Source organism: Streptomyces sp. NPDC007346 (genome assembly GCF_040703535.1).
Taxonomy (GTDB): Bacteria; Actinomycetota; Actinomycetes; order Streptomycetales; family Streptomycetaceae; genus Streptomyces.
Map to the genome: position 1 here is coordinate 1 of NZ_JBEYKR010000021.1, position 15,118 is coordinate 15,118.

A 15,118-nucleotide genomic window follows, 5' to 3' on the forward strand; every position below is an offset into this window, starting at 1 on the left:
GGTGCTCAAGAGCGAATGCGGTTCGGTGACCCTCGACGGCATCGCCTTCGGCATCGACCGCGAGGTATGGCCCAACCCCACCGTGCGCTGGGTGGGCGCTGGAGGGTGGTGACCAGGGCGGGGACGGCCTCGGGGGCCCGCAGGGTGGTGAGCAGGCGGACCGGGTGCAGGGCGTAGGCGGTGCGCAGGGCGTTGGTGGCCAGCGCGGCGGCGGCCCGGGGCGTGCGGGGGTCGTCCAGGCGGGCCAGGGCGTGGGCGGCGGAGACGCAGCGCTCGGGGTCGCGGTGGTTGAGCAGGAGCACCAGTGCCTCGAAGGCCCGCCGGTCGCCCGCGCAGCCGAGCCGGAAGGCGGCGATCTCGCGGGCCCACAGGGGGCGCCCCGGCTCCACCAGGACCCGGGCCAGCACCTCGTCGTCGTCGACCGCCACGAGCAGGCCGTACGCGGCCGACCCGGCCGCCTCGTCACGTAACCGGTCCACGAGTGAACGGAACTCCTCATCCATGACGCTCAGCGTATCCACGAACACGCTCCGTACGGAACGGCCGGAACGAGCCGGTGTGGTCCAGCGCACAAAGGGTCAGGGGTGGCGCGCTCGTTACTCGCCGGTTAATCTCATCTGAGCGGGAACACACTTCCCCGCGAGCTCCGGTGGCCTGGTGACGCAGCCACCCGGAGTGCTTGTCGGTTCGGCAGTTCTCAGTGCGACGCGACTCCGGGACAGAGTCCGTCACCCCTCACGGCCGGGCGTGCTCCCAGCGCCCCGGCCCCGCGCTTCACGACACGCATCCCGCAGGCCACGCGCCGCTCCCTCATCGCCGCGCGCGCCTGCTCCCACAGTCGTCACTCACCCTGGAGTCCCGTGATGGACACCCCGCTCTCCACCATTGCCGTCGTCGGCCTCGGCACCATGGGCACCGGCATCGCCGAGGTCCTGGCCCTCGCGGGCCGCGAGGTCATCGGCATCGACATCAGCGAGGCGGCCGCCCGGCAGGCCGTCACCTCCCTCGAAGCGTCCACCGCACGGGCCGTCGGGCGCGGGCGGATCACCGAGCAGGAGCGGGCCGACGCGCTCGCCCGGTTCCGTACCCACGACACCCTCCAGGCCGCCGCCGGGGCCGAGCTGGTCATCGAGGTCGTGCCGGAGACGTACGAGATCAAGCAGCGGGTGTTCCGGGAGCTGGACGCGATCGTCTCCCCCACCGCGATCCTCGCCACCGGGACGAACGCCCTGTCGGTGACCCGGCTCGCCGCCGAGTCGCTGCGCCCCGAACGCGTGCTGGGCCTGCACTTCTTCAACCCGGTGCCCGCGATGAAGCTGGTCGAGGTGGTCTCCTCGGTGCTGACCGCGCCGCCCGCCGTCGAGACCGTCACCCGGCTGGCCCGGGAGCTGGGCAAGGAGCCGGTCTCCGTCGGCGACCGGCCCGGGTTCGTCGCGGACGGACTGCTCTTCGGCTACCTGAACCAGGCCGCCGCGATGTACGAGGCCAACTACGCCTCCCGTGAGGACATCGACGCGGCGATGAAGCTGGGCTGCGGGCTGCCGATGGGCCCGCTCGCCCTGCTGGACCTGATCGGGATCGACACCGCCCGTACGGTCCTGGAGGCCATGTACTCCGCCTCCCACGACCGCCTCCACGCCCCCGCCCCCGTCCTCGGCCAGCTCAGCGAGGCGGGGCTGACCGGGCGCAAGGCGGGGCGCGGCTTCTACACGTACGACGCCCCGGGCGGCCGGAGCGTCGTGGCCGACGCGCTGACCCCGGCGCCGGACACCGCCTCCGGGGCCGGACGCGATGTGGCGTCCGTCGGGGTCGCCGGCTCCGGCACGATGGCCTCGGGGATCGCCGAGGTCTTCGCCAAGGCCGGGTACGCCGTGGTCCTGGCGGCGCGCGGCCAGGAGAAGGCGGACCTCGCCAAGGCCCGGATCGCCACGTCGCTGGAGCGCTCGGTGGCCAAGGGGCGGCTCAGCGCCGAGGCGCGGGACGAGACGCTGGGCCGGATCACGGCGGCCGGGTCGCTGGACGCGTTCGCGGAGGTCGACCTCGCCGTGGAGGCGGTCGCCGAGGACCTTGCGGTCAAGCAGCAGCTCTTCGCCACCCTGGACAAGGTCTGCCGGCCGGGCGCGGTGCTCGCCACCACCACCTCCTCGCTGCCGGTCATCGCCATCGCACGGGCGACCGCGCGGCCCGAGGACGTCGTCGGGATGCACTTCTTCAACCCGGCGCCCGCGATGAAGCTGGTCGAGGTGGTCCGTACGGTCCTGACCGCCGACGACGTGCACGCCACGGTCCGGGCGGTCTGCGCGAAGATCCGCAAGCACCCGGTGGACTGCGGGGACCGGGCCGGGTTCATCGTGAACGCGCTGCTGTTCCCCTACCTCAACAACGCGATCAAGATGGTCGAGGAGCACTACGCCTCGCTGGACGACATCGACGCGGCGATGAAGCTGGGCGGCGGCTACCCGATGGGCCCGTTCGAACTGCTGGACGTGGTGGGGCTGGACGTCTCCCTCGCCATCGAGAAGGTGCTGCACCGCGAGTTCCGCGACCCGGGGCTCGCTCCGGCGCCGCTGCTGGAGCACCTGGTGGCCGCGGGCTGCCTCGGCCGCAAGACGGGCCGTGGCTTCCGCGAATATGCCCGTCGCTGACCCGGGAGCCGGGTGGGGCGGGCTGCTGGGGCCCTCCGGCTCCCCGCCCCCGAAGGCGCGCTCCCCTGCGCCGATGCGTTACGTTCATGCCATGTCCCAGCCCGCCAAGTCACCCCGTGCCACCGCCGCGCCCGACGCCCCGGAGACCGCCGCGGGAACGCGTGCCGCCGCCCAACGGCTCAAGATGCGCCGCGAACTGGCCGCAGCCGCGATGGAGCTCTTCGCCACGAAGGGGTACGAGGCGACGACCGTCGACGAGATCGCGGGCGCCGCGGGGGTCGCCCGGCGGACCTTCTTCCGGCACTTCCGCTCCAAGGAGGAGGCCATCTTCCCGGACCACGACGACACCCTCGTCAGGGCCGAGGCCGTCCTCAACGCCGCGCCCGCGCACGAGCATCCGCTCGACACGGTCTGCCGCGGCATCAAGGAGGTCATGAAGATGTACGCGGCCAAGCCCGCCGTCTCCGTGGCCCGTTACAAGCTCACCCGCGAAGTGCCCACCCTCCGGGAGGCCGAGATCGCGTCGGTGGCCCGCTACGAGCGGCTGTTCACCCGTTATCTGCTGGGCCACTTCGACGAGCGCGACCACCACGTGGGCAACGACGACCCGCTGCTGGCGGAGGTGGCCGCGTCCGCCGTGGTCACCGCGCACAACCACGTACTGCGCCGCTGGCTGCGGGCGGACGGCCAGGGCGATGTGGAGGCCCAGCTCGACCGGGCCTTCGCCATCGTGCGCGACACCTTCGGCACCGGCATCGGGGCCGGCCGGACCGTTCAGGCCGAGCCCGCCAGGGCCCCGGCGGCGACGGTGGCCACGGAGGGCGAGGTGCTGGTCGCGCTGGCGCGTACGGACGCCCCGCTGGACGAGGTCATGCGGACGATCCAGCAGGCGCTCAAGGAGCGCTGAACCCGGAGGCCCGCTCTTCGGCGGAGACCCACGGCGGCGGTGCGCCGCCCTCGCTCCAGGCGGTCAGCTCCTCGGGGCCGTAGCAGAGGATGGCGCACTGCTGCGCGTAGTCGAGGGCGGGTTCGGTGAAGCCGCCGGTGGAGACGACGAGCGCGATGTCCGCCTCGTGCACCGCGTAGCAGGTGCCGCCGAAGCGCTGGAGCTCCTGGGAGCCGGCCCGGTTCTCCGGCCCGTAGCGCTTGCACTGGACGACCAGGCGGCGGCCGTCCGGGGTGGTGGCCAGGACGTCGGCGCCGAGGTCCCCGGCGCCGCCCACCACCTCGGTGTCCGCGCAGCCGTCGCGTCGGCAGAGTTCGGCCACGGCCTCCTCGAAGGCGTACGGGTCCAGCGCGGCGTAGTCGACCGGACCGGCGGGCCGGGGGCGCCCCTGCGGGCGGGCGGCCCCTGCCGCGTCCAGCTCCGCGAGGCCGGCGTCGACGATCCCGTACGCGGCGTCCGTGACGGTCCTGGCGACCCGCCGGGCGCGACGGCGGCGGCGCAGGATCACCACGGCGGCGGCGAGGGCCGGCACGACCAGGGCCACGGCGGCGACCGGGTGGCTCCCGGCGCTCCGCCAGGCGGCCCGCAGTGCCGCCCCGCCGCCCGCGACGACCAGGGCGACCAGGACGAACCCGAAGGTGGTGCGCCGCAGGTCGAAGCGGGTGCGGCGCTCCCGGCCGCCGCCTCGTCCGCGGAGAGATGTCGCCATCGGTGCCCCACCCCTGCTTCCTGACCACTTCAAGATCACCTGGTCTCTCCCACCTGCCCCGAGCCGCGCTTTCGACGCGTGGGAGCCGAGCCGTCACGCATGGGCGGCGGCCGAAACCCGCTGGTTTACCGATCACCGCTGTGCTGAGGTGCGCGGATGCGACCTCCTGAGGAATCCGGTGCGAAGACCACCGGGACACGTGACCTGTTCGACCGCGAGATGCGGGAGCACGCCCGTCCGGACGGGCCCGGCGTACGCGTCGAGCGCGCCGGCCCCGTCGTACGCCAGGTGGGCGGCCCGGACGACTGGAACGGGGTGGTGTGGTCGAACCCGGCGCTGGACGCCGCGGGGGCGGACGCGGCCGTCGCGGCCCAGATCGAGCACTGCACGGCCCTGGGCCTGCCGGAGTTCGAATGGAAGCTGTACGCCCACGACCGCCCGGCCGACCTGGGGGAACGGCTGCGGGCGGCCGGGTTCGTACCGGAGCCGCCGGAGGCCCTGCTCGTGGCTCCGGCGGAGCCACTGGCCGGGCCGGTCGAGCTGCCCGAGGGGGTGACCCTGCGCCCGGTGACCGACGCGGCGGGGGCCGAGCTGATGGCCAGGGCCCATGAGCGGGCGTTCGGCACCGACGGGACCCGCCTGCTCCACCAGGTGGTGCGGCGGCTGGAGGAGGCCCCCGAGGACTTCGTGGCGGTGATGGCGGTGGACGCCGACGGGGAGCCGGTCTGCTCCGGGCGGATGGAGCTGTACCCGGGCACGGGGTTCGCGGGGCTCTGGGGCGGCGGGACGGTGGCCGCCTGGCGGGGGAAGGGCCTCTACCGGGCGCTGGTCGCCCACCGGGCGCGGATCGCCGCTGAGCGGGGCTACCGGTACCTCCAGGTCGACGCGAGCGACATGTCCGCCCCGATCCTGGGCCGGCTCGGCTTCACGGAGCTGGGCACGACGACGCCGTACGTGTACCGACCCGGGCGGTAGGGGCGCCCGGCGTCGTGACCCCGATCGCGCTCCGCCGGGCGCCCCCTTGCCGCGCGCCAGCAGGACAGAACGTCTCGTAACGCCCATCGTGTTGCTCATGCGTGCCTACGAGATGACAAGTGAGAGAAATTGTTGGCACTGGGTGCCTTGTCAGGTGTCACGGAGTGCCATACGTTGAAGGTGTCCGGGCGGCCGGCGTGCTGGGATCTCACGTACGCCGGCTGTCCCCGCAACCACCGTGCTGCGCGCCCGGACGCCTGCGTCACAGGCACCCTTCCGCTCCACCCGAGCAAGCCATAGCTCCACTCGCCGAACCGACGGCAAACACCTCCACACCGCACCGCTCCCCTGCCAGCAGGGCCCCTCAAGCGTTCCCTCGACGCCGCATCACCGGAGGCAACACCGTGAAGGAAATCCTGGACGCGATCCAATCGCAGGACAGTACGGCCGCCGACTTCGCGGCCCTGTCCCTCCCCGAGTCCTACCGCGCGATCACCGTGCACAAGGACGAGACGGAGATGTTCGACGGGCTGGAGACCCGCGACAAGGACCCCCGCAAGTCGCTCCACCTGGACGAGGTCCCGGTCCCCGAACTCGGCCCCGGCGAGGCCCTCGTCGCCGTGATGGCCAGCTCGGTGAATTACAACTCCGTGTGGACCTCCATCTTCGAGCCGCTGTCCACCTTCGGCTTCCTGGAGCGGTACGGGAAGCTCAGCGAGCTGACCCGGCGCCACGACCTGCCCTACCACGTCATCGGCTCGGACCTGGCGGGCGTCGTCCTGCGCACCGGCCCCGGCGTGAACGCCTGGAACCCGGGCGACGAGGTCGTCGCGCACTGCCTCTCCGTCGAGCTGGAGTCCTCCGACGGGCACAACGACACGATGCTCGACCCCGAGCAGCGCATCTGGGGCTTCGAGACCAACTTCGGCGGGCTCGCCGAGATCGCGCTCGTCAAGTCCAACCAGCTGATGCCCAAGCCCCAGCACCTCAGCTGGGAGGAGGCCGCGGCTCCGGGCCTGGTCAACTCGACCGCGTACCGCCAGCTCGTCTCACGCAACGGCGCGGGCATGAAGCAGGGCGACAACGTGCTGATCTGGGGCGCCAGCGGCGGCCTCGGCTCCTACGCCACCCAGTTCGCACTGGCCGGCGGCGCCAACCCGATCTGCGTCGTCTCCTCCCCGGAGAAGGCCGCCATCTGCCGGGCGATGGGCGCGGACGCGGTCATCGACCGCAACGCCGAGGGCTACACGTTCTGGAAGGACGAGCAGACCCAGGACCCCCGGGAGTGGAAGCGGCTCGGCAAGCGCATCCGCGAGCTGACCGGCGGCGAGGACGTCGACATCGTCTTCGAACACCCCGGCCGCGAGACCTTCGGCGCCTCGGTCTACGTCACCCGCAAGGGCGGCACCATCGTCACCTGCGCCTCCACCTCGGGCTACAACCACGAGTACGACAACCGCTACCTGTGGATGTCGCTCAAGAAGATCGTCGGCTCCCACTTCGCCAACTACCGCGAGGCGTGGGAGGCCAACCGCCTCATCGCCAAGGGCAAGATCCACCCGACGCTCTCCAAGGTCTACTCCCTGGAGGACACCGGCCAGGCCGCCCATGACGTCCACCGCAACGCCCACCAGGGCAAGGTCGGCGTCCTGGCGCTGGCGCCGCGCGAGGGCCTGGGCGTGCGCGACCAGGAGATGCGCGACCAGCACATCGACGCCATCAACCGCTTCCGCAACGTCTGAGGTTCTGTGATGAACGAACGTCAGAAGGACCGGCCCTGGCTCATGCGGACCTACGCCGGCCACTCGACCGCCGAGGCGTCCAACGAGCTGTACCGCCGCAACCTCGCCAAGGGCCAGACGGGTCTGTCGGTCGCCTTCGATCTGCCAACGCAGACCGGATACGACCCGGACCACATTCTCGCCCGCGGCGAGGTGGGCCGCGTCGGTGTTCCCGTCTCGCACCTCGGTGACATGCGCCGGCTGTTCCAGGACATCCCGCTGGAGCAGATGAACACCTCGATGACGATCAACGCGACCGCCATGTGGCTGCTGGCGCTCTATCAGGTGGTCGCCGAGGAGCAGGGGGCCGACCCCACCAAGCTCCAGGGGACCACGCAGAACGACATCGTGAAGGAGTACCTCTCGCGCGGGACTCACGTCTTCCCGCCGGTGCCCTCGCTGCGGCTGACCACGGACATGATCACGTACACGGTCAACCGCATCCCCAAGTGGAACCCGATCAACATCTGTAGCTACCACCTCCAGGAGGCAGGGGCGACCCCGGTCCAGGAGATCGCGTACGCCATGTCGACCGCCGTCGCGGTGCTCGACGCGGTCCGCGACTCGGGGCAGGTCCCGGAGGAGAAGTTCGGTGACGTGGTCGCCCGGATCTCGTTCTTCGTGAACGCGGGCGTCCGCTTCATCGAGGAGATGTGCAAGATGCGCGCCTTCGGCCGCATCTGGGACCGCGTCACCCGCGAGCGGTACGGCATCACGGACACGAAGCAGCGCCGCTTCCGCTACGGCGTCCAGGTCAACTCCCTCGGCCTGACCGAGGCGCAGCCGGAGAACAACGTCCAGCGCATCGTCCTGGAGATGCTGGCCGTCACCCTCTCCAAGGACGCCCGCGCCCGCGCGGTGCAGCTCCCGGCCTGGAACGAGGCGCTGGGGCTGCCCCGCCCGTGGGACCAGCAGTGGTCGCTGCGGATCCAGCAGGTGCTGGCGCACGAGAGCGACCTGCTGGAGTACGAGGACATCTTCGCCGGTTCGCACGTCATCGAGGCCAAGGTGGAGGCCCTGGTCGAGGAGTCGCTCGCGGAGATGGACCGCATCCGGCGGATGGGCGGCGCGATGGCGGCCGTCGAGTCCGGCTACCTCAAGTCGGAGCTGGTCTCCTCGCACGCGGCCCGGCGGGCGAGGATCGAGGGCGGCGAGGAGAAGATCGTCGGCGTCAACATCTACGAGACGACCGAGCCCAACCCGCTCACCTCCGACCTCGACGGCGCGATCATGACCGTCGACCCCGAGAACGAGGCGCGGGTCGTCGCCGCCCTGCACGAGTGGCGGGACAACCGCGACGAGGCGAGGGCGACGGAGGCGCTGGCCGCGCTGAAGAAGGCCGCCGCGGGCACCGAGAACATGATGGAGGCCACCGTCGAGTGCGCCCGCGCGGGCGTCACCACGGGCGAATGGTCCTGGGCGCTGCGGGACGTCTTCGGCGAGTTCCGGGCGCCCACCGGGGTCTCCTCGGCCCCCGTCGCGGTCACCGCCGAGGCGGGCACCCCGCTGGCGCTGGTCCGCGAGAAGGTCACCCGTACCGCCGCCGACCTGGGCGTGGGGCGGCTGCGCCTGCTGGTCGGCAAGCCGGGTCTGGACGGGCACTCCAACGGGGCCGAGCAGATCGCCGTACGCGCGCGGGACGCCGGCTTCGAGGTGGTCTACCAGGGGATCCGGCTGACCCCCGAGCAGATCACCGACGCGGCGCTCGCCGAGGACGTGCACTGCGTGGGCCTGTCCATCCTCTCCGGCTCGCACGCCGAGCTGGTGCCCGACGTGCTGCACCGGCTGCGCGAGGCCGGGGCGCCGGACATCCCGGTGATCGCCGGCGGCATCATCCCGCCCGCCGACGCCGTGGCGCTCATCGAAGCCGGTGTGGCCGCCGTCTTCACCCCGAAGGACTTCGGTATCACGGAGATCATCGGCCGTATCGTCGACGAGATCCGGAAAGCGAACAAGCTCGACCCTCTGGAGGTCTCCGCATGACCACGCCCACCACGCCCGTGAACCGGCTGCGCCCGCGTCGCTCGTGTCTGGCCGTACCCGGCTCGAACCCGCGCTTCCTGGAGAAGGCCCAGGGCCTCCCGGCCGACCAGGTCTTCCTGGACCTGGAGGACGCCTGCGCGCCGCTGGCCAAGGAGGGCGCCCGCCACACCATCGTGGACGCGCTCAACAACGGTGACTGGAGCGGCAAGACCCGGGTCGTACGGGTCAACGACTGGACGACGCACTGGACGTACCGGGACGTCATCACGGTCGTCGAGGGCGCGGGCCCCCACCTCGACTGCATCATGCTGCCGAAGGTCCAGGACGCCCAGCAGGTCGTGGCGCTGGACCTGCTGCTGACCCAGATCGAGAAGACGATGGGCTTCGAGGTCGGCAGGATCGGCATCGAGGCGCAGATCGAGAACGCCAAGGGCCTGGTGAACATCGACGACATCGCCGCCGCCTCACCCCGCCTGGAGACGCTGATCTTCGGCCCGGCCGACTTCATGGCCTCCATCAACATGAAGACCCTGGTCGTCGGCCAGCAGCCGCCCGGCTACCCGGCGGACGCGTACCACTACATCCTGATGCGCATCCTGATGGCGGCCCGCACGCACGATCTCCAGGCGATCGACGGCCCGTTCCTCCAGATCCGTGACGTGGACGCCTACCGCGAGGTGGCCGGCCGTGCCGCCGCCCTCGGCTTCGACGGCAAGTGGGTGCTGCACCCGGGCCAGGTCGACGCCGCCAACGAGGTGTTCTCGCCCTCGCAGGAGGACTACGACCACGCCGAGCTGATCCTCGACGCCTACGACTGGTGCACCTCCGAGGAGGGCGGCAAGAAGGGCTCCGCGATGCTCGGCGACGAGATGATCGACGAGGCCAGCCGCAAGATGGCGCTGGTCGTCGCGGGCAAGGGGCGGGCCGCCGGAATGCGGCGCACCTCCAAGTTCGAAGCCCCGGAGGCCTGATCATGCAGTTCGGACGCACCTTTGAGGAATTCGAGGTCGGTGCCGTCTACAAGCACTGGCCCGGAAAGACGGTCACCGAATACGACGACCACCTCTTCTGCCTGCTGACCATGAATCATCACCCGCTGCACATGGACAGCAACTACGCGGAGAGCACGACCGACTTCGGGAAGAACGTCGTCGTCGGCAACTACATCTACTCGCTGCTGCTCGGCATGTCGGTGCCGGACGTCTCCGGAAAGGCCATCGCCAACCTGGAGGTCGAATCGCTCAAGCACATCGCGCCGACCTTCCACGGCGACACGATCTACGGCGAGACGACCGTGCTGGACAAGACCCCGTCGAAGTCCAGGAACGACCGCGGGATCGTGTACGTGGAGACCAGGGGCTACAAGCAGGACGGCACCGTGGTGTGCGTGTTCCGGCGCAAGGTGATGGTTCCCACCGAGACGTACATCAAGGAGCGCGGCGGCGAGCAGCCCGGCCGCCCGACGCCTGCCAACTAGGCGTGTCGTCCCCCTCAAACCGCGTGAAGCCACAGGAGAAGCAGTCATGACGCGACTCGCCCAGACCGCCGGTCTGAACGACATCCAGCGGGAAATCCTTTCCACGGTCCGGGATTTCGTCGACAAGGAGATCATTCCGGTCGCGACCCAGCTGGAGCACCGCGACGAGTACCCCACGGAAATCGTGGAGGGGCTCAAGGAACTCGGCCTGTTCGGGCTGATGATCCCCGAGGAGTACGGGGGTCTGGGAGAGTCGCTGCTCACCTACGCGCTGTGCGTGGAGGAGATCGCGCGCGGCTGGATGAGCGTGTCGGGGATCATCAACACGCATTTCATCGTGGCCTACATGCTCAAGCAGCACGGCACCCAGGAGCAGAAGGACACGTTCCTGCCGCGGATGGCGCTCGGCGAGGTGCGGGGCGCGTTCTCGATGTCGGAGCCGGCGCTCGGCTCGGACGTCTCCGCGATCACGTCGAAGGGCGTGCGGGACGGCGAGGAGTACGTCCTCAACGGCCAGAAGATGTGGCTGACGAACGGCGGAACCTCCACGCTGGTGGCCGTTCTCTGCCGAAGTGACGAAGGCCACTCCAGCCAGGAGGCAGCCACCGCGCCGCACAAGTCGATGACGACCTTCCTGATCGAGAAGGAGCCCGGCTTCGGAGAGGTCCGGCCCGGCCTGACCATCCCCGGGAAGATCGACAAGATGGGCTACAAGGGCGTCGACACGACCGAGCTCATCATGGACGACCTGCGCATTCCGGCCAATCGAGTCCTGGGGGGCACGACCGGCCGAGGGTTTTACCAAATGATGGACGGTGTCGAGGTCGGCCGGGTGAATGTCGCCGCGCGTGGTTGCGGTGTCGCACAGCGTGCATTCGAGCTGGGTGTTTCGTACGCCCAGCAGCGCCACACCTTCGGCAAGCCGATCGCGCAGCACCAGGCGATCCAGTTCAAATTGGCCGAAATGGCCACCAAGGTCGAGGCCGCCCATGCGATGATGGTGAATGCGGCACGCAAAAAGGACTCCGGGGAGCGAAACGACCTGGAGGCAGGGATGGCGAAGTACCTCGCCTCCGAGTTCTGCAAGGAAGTCGTCGAGGACGCCTTCCGTATCCACGGCGGTTACGGCTTCTCCAAGGAGTACGAGATCGAGCGCCTCTACCGCGAGGCCCCGATGCTGCTGATCGGTGAAGGTACCGCCGAGATCCAGAAAATGATCATTGGCCGGCGCCTCCTGGAGGAGTACCGATTCCAGGGTTGATTGTCCCTTTCGAGGTGGTTTGGTGGCGAAGAAGATCACACCCAGTCACCCTCGGCGGGTGCCATTCCGCAGTTCGACTCGGCTGCTGGCTTGCCCAGTTGCGCCCGGCAACCGATAGCATCGCCGGAAAGCCGCCGTCCCCCGTTGCCAGCGCGGCATCATCCGCTACGAAGGTCATCCATGCCCGACAGCTCTACCTCCGCAAACCGCGGCGGGGTCCGCATCGCACGCGGAGCATCGCCGTGGCTCCTCCCGACCGTCGCCACCGCGGCCCTCAGCCTGGCCCGCGCCCGCAAGTCCGGGCGCTGGGCAGCAGTGGCCGTGCCCACCACCGCGCTCGCGGCGGGCATGCTGTGGTTCTTCCGTGACCCCGAGCGCGAGATCGCCGAAGGCCGGGTCATCTCCCCGGCCGACGGTGTGGTGCAGAGCATCATGCCGTGGAAGGACGGGCGCACCCGGGTCGCCATCTTCATGAGCCCGCTCAACGTCCACGTCAACCGCGCGCCGCTGGCCGGCACCGTGACGTCGGTCGAGCACGTTCCGGGCGGGTTCGTTCCGGCGTTCAACAAGGAGAGCGAGAACAACGAGCGCGTTGTCTGGCACTTCGACACCGAGCTCGGTGACATCGAGATGGTGCAGATCGCGGGAGCGGTCGCCCGTCGGATCGTGCCGTACCTCCCGCAGGGCACGAAGGTGGAGCAGGGCGAGCGCATCGGCCTGATCCGCTTCGGCTCGCGCGTCGACATCTACCTTCCGGAAGGTATCGATGTCGCGGTCGAGGTCGGCCAGGCCACCACCGCGGGGGTGACTCGAATTGACCGTAGTTGATCCGGATACCAAGGTCGGCTGGGTGCCGGAGGCCGATGAGGAGAGCGACGCCGACGGCGCGGAGGACATGCCGCTCTCGATGCGGCTGTCGATAGCGGACACGCTCACTCTCGGTAACGCCACGTGCGGGTTCATGGCGGTGTACTTCACCACCACGGGGATCCTCATCCCGCACCTCACGGGCAGCGAGGAGACGGGGATGGCCCGCCACTCGGCGGCCACCGCGGTCATCCTCATGCTGATGGCGGCGATCTTCGACCTCTTCGACGGGCTCGTGGCACGCAAGCTGCGCTCCTCGCCGATGGGGGCCGAGCTGGACAACCTCTCCGACCTGATCAGCTTCGGGCTCGCCCCGGCCTACTTCGTCCTCGTGTACGGGATGGTCGCGGACGACGCCCACCAGCGGGTGTCCGCCCTGGCGGCGATCGTCGTGCTGCTGGCGGTGGTGCTCAGGCTGGCCAGATTCTCCTGTGTGACCTTGAAGGACGGCATGTTCCAGGGCATGCCGAGCCCCTTCGGAGCTCTGACGGTCGTCTCGATCGTGCTCCTGGAGCTGCCCTTCGTCCCGACGCTGCTCGCGATCATCGGGGTGGCGTGGCTGATGGTGAGCCGGGTCGAGTACCCCAAGCCGCGGGGCATCCTCGCGGTGGCGATGCTCAGCTGGATCGTGGGCGCGATGGGGCTGCTGGCCGCGTGGGCGTTCGACGCGCCGGGCGGTCAGCTGCTGCTCCAGACCGGCTGTGCGCTCCAGGTCGTCCTCGGTGCGGTGATCCCGCTCTTCGCCACGGCGCGGCGGGTCAACACGTTCCGTGACAACCGGCGCGAGGCACGGGCGGCGCAGCTGCCGTAGCGGTACGTACGCAGAACAGGGCGAGGGCCCGGATGCTCCCCGGCATCCGGGCCCTCGTGCGTTCCCGGGGCCTCGTGCGCTCCTCGGGGCCTCGTGCGTTCGTTCCTCGGGCCTCGTGCGCCCCTCGGGCCTCGTGCGCGCCCCGGCCCCCCACCCGTTCGCGGGCGCCCGGGTCACTCGGCGCTGCGGGGCTCCAGGCTCCAGATCAGCTCGGCGCGCAGGGGGCCGGTCCTGGCGAGGAAGTTCCCGTGGTCGGGGGCGAGCGCGGCGAGCTGGGAGGCGTGGCTGAGGACCGCCGCCCGCTTGGCCGCCCACTGCTCGTCGGAGAGCACCAGCTCATGGCGGACAGTGGCCCAGTGGCGGCGGCTGAGCTCCTGGTAGGCGGTCCCCCACTTCTGGCTCGCGGCCAGCGCCCCGGACGCCTCGGGCGTGCCCCACTCCGGCAGGTGCCCGGTGTAGGGCAGGTCGGCGTAGACCCAGGGGGCGGGCGCACCGGCCGCGGCGAGGGCGCGTTCGGCGCGCAGCCGTACCGCCTCGTGGTCGGGCTGGTTGGTGCCGAGCGGGACGAGCACCCGCGTGGTGGGGGCGAGGCCGCCCAGGAGGGCGTCGAGCGCGTCCGGTTCGTCGCCCTCGGTGACGTACGGGCCGTCGGGGTGGTCGATCAGCAGCTGCTCGGCGCCCAGCAGCGCGCAGGCGCGGGCGTCCTCGGCACGGCGGGCCCGATGGGCCTCGGCGGCGGTGGTGAAGCCGCAGACGCTGTCCCACCAGGAGACGGGGGAGCCGGGCGGCGGGGGCCCGCCGTGGACGGTGACGACGGCGAGGGGGCCGGGCAGGGTGGGCAGCAGCCCGGCGAGGGAGAGCGCGGCGTCGTCGAAGTGCGGGGAGACGACGAGGGTGCGCCAGGGGGGCGGTACGGGGGTGGGCACGGTTCCTCCGGAGGGGCTTTCGCTCGGCTCGGACGGGACACTCGGCTCGGACGGGCTGACGGGACACTCGGCTCGGACGGGCTGACGGGACACTCGGCTCGGACGGGATACGGGGTCAGGGCGCGGGTGCCCGGGGGATGTCCAGCGGGGCGAGGGCCGCGTCCCAGGCCGCGTCGCTGCCCTTCCAGCGGCCGGGCTGGGCGGCGACGGTGGACCAGCCGATGCCGGGCGGGAGCGCGGCGGCGTCCCGCGGGGGCGTACGGCGCAGCCAGAGCAGGTCGAACGCGTGGTCCGGGTAGCGGGAGCGCAATAGCTCGTGCAGGGCCGCCAGGTCGTCGGCGCCGCTCTCGTCGAACGCGTCGTGGTGCACGTACAGGACGCGGGAGCGGGAGGCCGTCAGGGCCCGCCAGCGGTCGGCCAGGTAGGCGAACTTCTCCCGGGCCACCGGATACTGCTCGGCGATGAGGCCCGGGGTCAGCGGGGTGCCGTCCGGGGCGTGGAAGTCGTGGAAGAAGCGGATGTCCGAGCCCCGATCCCGTACGCAGGCTCCGTCGCTGAAGGGTTCGCTCAGGCCGGGACGGAGCACGTTGGCGAAGTCGGCCTCGATGGTCTTCTTCACGGCTTCGAGGTCGAGGTCGAGCCAGTCGAAGAAGTGGGCCCGTTCCATCCCGGTGATGCGGCGGAGCTGGTAGGTGGACTCGCAGTGGTAGCCGAGCCCGACGCAGACGTCGTACACG

At 70.8% G+C, this 15,118-nt stretch carries 14 protein-coding genes; 10 read left to right on the forward strand and 4 right to left on the reverse strand.

The features are described from left to right. Nucleotides 1–5 precede the first annotated feature (5 nt). Complete coding sequence (locus tag AB0917_RS09065; protein ID WP_366818840.1) at nucleotides 6–503, reverse strand: adenylosuccinate lyase; 498 nt, start codon at nucleotides 501–503, stop codon at nucleotides 6–8. 360 nt (nucleotides 504–863) lie between these two features. Here AB0917_RS09065 and AB0917_RS09070 point away from each other — a divergent pair, with 360 nt between their 5' ends. Together AB0917_RS09070 and AB0917_RS09075 are read left to right on the forward strand one after the other, a co-directional pair. Beyond that, nucleotides 864–2,645, forward strand: coding sequence for a 3-hydroxybutyryl-CoA dehydrogenase (locus AB0917_RS09070; RefSeq protein WP_366818841.1), 1,782 nt, complete (start codon nucleotides 864–866; stop codon nucleotides 2,643–2,645). 91 nt (nucleotides 2,646–2,736) lie between these two features. Further along, on the forward strand, nucleotides 2,737–3,552 hold the full coding sequence (locus AB0917_RS09075; RefSeq protein WP_366818842.1) for a TetR family transcriptional regulator: 816 nt from the start codon (nucleotides 2,737–2,739) through the stop codon (nucleotides 3,550–3,552). Here AB0917_RS09075 and AB0917_RS09080 read toward each other — a convergent pair. Then, nucleotides 3,539–4,300 carry a restriction endonuclease gene (locus AB0917_RS09080; protein WP_366818844.1) on the reverse strand — a complete coding sequence of 254 codons (762 nt, stop codon included), beginning with the start codon at nucleotides 4,298–4,300 and terminating at the stop codon, nucleotides 3,539–3,541. The two genes, AB0917_RS09075 and AB0917_RS09080, sit on opposite strands and share 14 nt — an antisense overlap. A gap of 156 nt (nucleotides 4,301–4,456) precedes the next feature. On the opposite strand from AB0917_RS09080, the gene AB0917_RS09085 reads away from it, so the two are divergent. The 8 genes from AB0917_RS09085 to pssA all read left to right on the forward strand — a co-directional run bounded on the left by AB0917_RS09085 (nucleotide 4,457) and on the right by pssA (nucleotide 13,455). Continuing rightward, the gene (locus AB0917_RS09085; protein WP_366818845.1) at nucleotides 4,457–5,275 is read left to right on the forward strand and encodes a GNAT family N-acetyltransferase; all 819 of its coding nucleotides are present in this window, start codon (nucleotides 4,457–4,459) and stop codon (nucleotides 5,273–5,275) included. A 404-nt stretch (nucleotides 5,276–5,679) separates the two neighbouring features. Then, complete coding sequence (ccrA, locus tag AB0917_RS09090) at nucleotides 5,680–7,017, forward strand: crotonyl-CoA carboxylase/reductase (RefSeq protein ID WP_366818846.1); 1,338 nt, start codon at nucleotides 5,680–5,682, stop codon at nucleotides 7,015–7,017. 9 nt (nucleotides 7,018–7,026) lie between these two features. Next, a complete protein-coding gene (locus AB0917_RS09095) occupies nucleotides 7,027–9,039 on the forward strand; it encodes a protein meaA (RefSeq protein ID WP_366818847.1) in 2,013 nt (670 codons plus the stop codon). Next, entirely contained in the window at nucleotides 9,036–10,010 is a 975-nt protein-coding gene (locus AB0917_RS09100; protein WP_366818848.1) for a CoA ester lyase, read from the forward strand. The genes AB0917_RS09095 and AB0917_RS09100 overlap by 4 nt, the downstream gene beginning before the upstream one ends. A 2-nt stretch (nucleotides 10,011–10,012) precedes the next feature. Then, the gene (locus AB0917_RS09105) at nucleotides 10,013–10,516 is read left to right on the forward strand and encodes a MaoC family dehydratase (protein WP_366818849.1); all 504 of its coding nucleotides are present in this window, start codon (nucleotides 10,013–10,015) and stop codon (nucleotides 10,514–10,516) included. 46 nt (nucleotides 10,517–10,562) lie between these two features. Then, nucleotides 10,563–11,777, forward strand: a complete 1,215-nt coding sequence (locus tag AB0917_RS09110) for an acyl-CoA dehydrogenase family protein (RefSeq protein WP_366818850.1) — start codon at nucleotides 10,563–10,565, stop codon at nucleotides 11,775–11,777. 180 nt (nucleotides 11,778–11,957) lie between these two features. Next, entirely contained in the window at nucleotides 11,958–12,605 is a 648-nt protein-coding gene (locus tag AB0917_RS09115; protein WP_366818851.1) for a phosphatidylserine decarboxylase, read from the forward strand. Nucleotides 12,606–12,627: 22 nt separating this feature from the next. Then, a complete protein-coding gene (pssA, locus tag AB0917_RS09120) occupies nucleotides 12,628–13,455 on the forward strand; it encodes a CDP-diacylglycerol--serine O-phosphatidyltransferase (protein WP_032757026.1) in 828 nt (275 codons plus the stop codon). A 173-nt stretch (nucleotides 13,456–13,628) separates the two neighbouring features. Here pssA and AB0917_RS09125 read toward each other — a convergent pair whose 3' ends face one another. Next, nucleotides 13,629–14,381 (reverse strand): PIG-L family deacetylase, encoded by a 753-nt coding sequence (locus tag AB0917_RS09125; RefSeq protein ID WP_366818852.1) that lies wholly within the window; start codon nucleotides 14,379–14,381, stop codon nucleotides 13,629–13,631. A gap of 115 nt (nucleotides 14,382–14,496) precedes the next feature. Beyond that, entirely contained in the window at nucleotides 14,497–15,117 is a 621-nt protein-coding gene (locus AB0917_RS09130) for a papain-like cysteine peptidase (protein ID WP_366818853.1), read from the reverse strand. Nucleotide 15,118 lies beyond the last annotated feature (1 nt).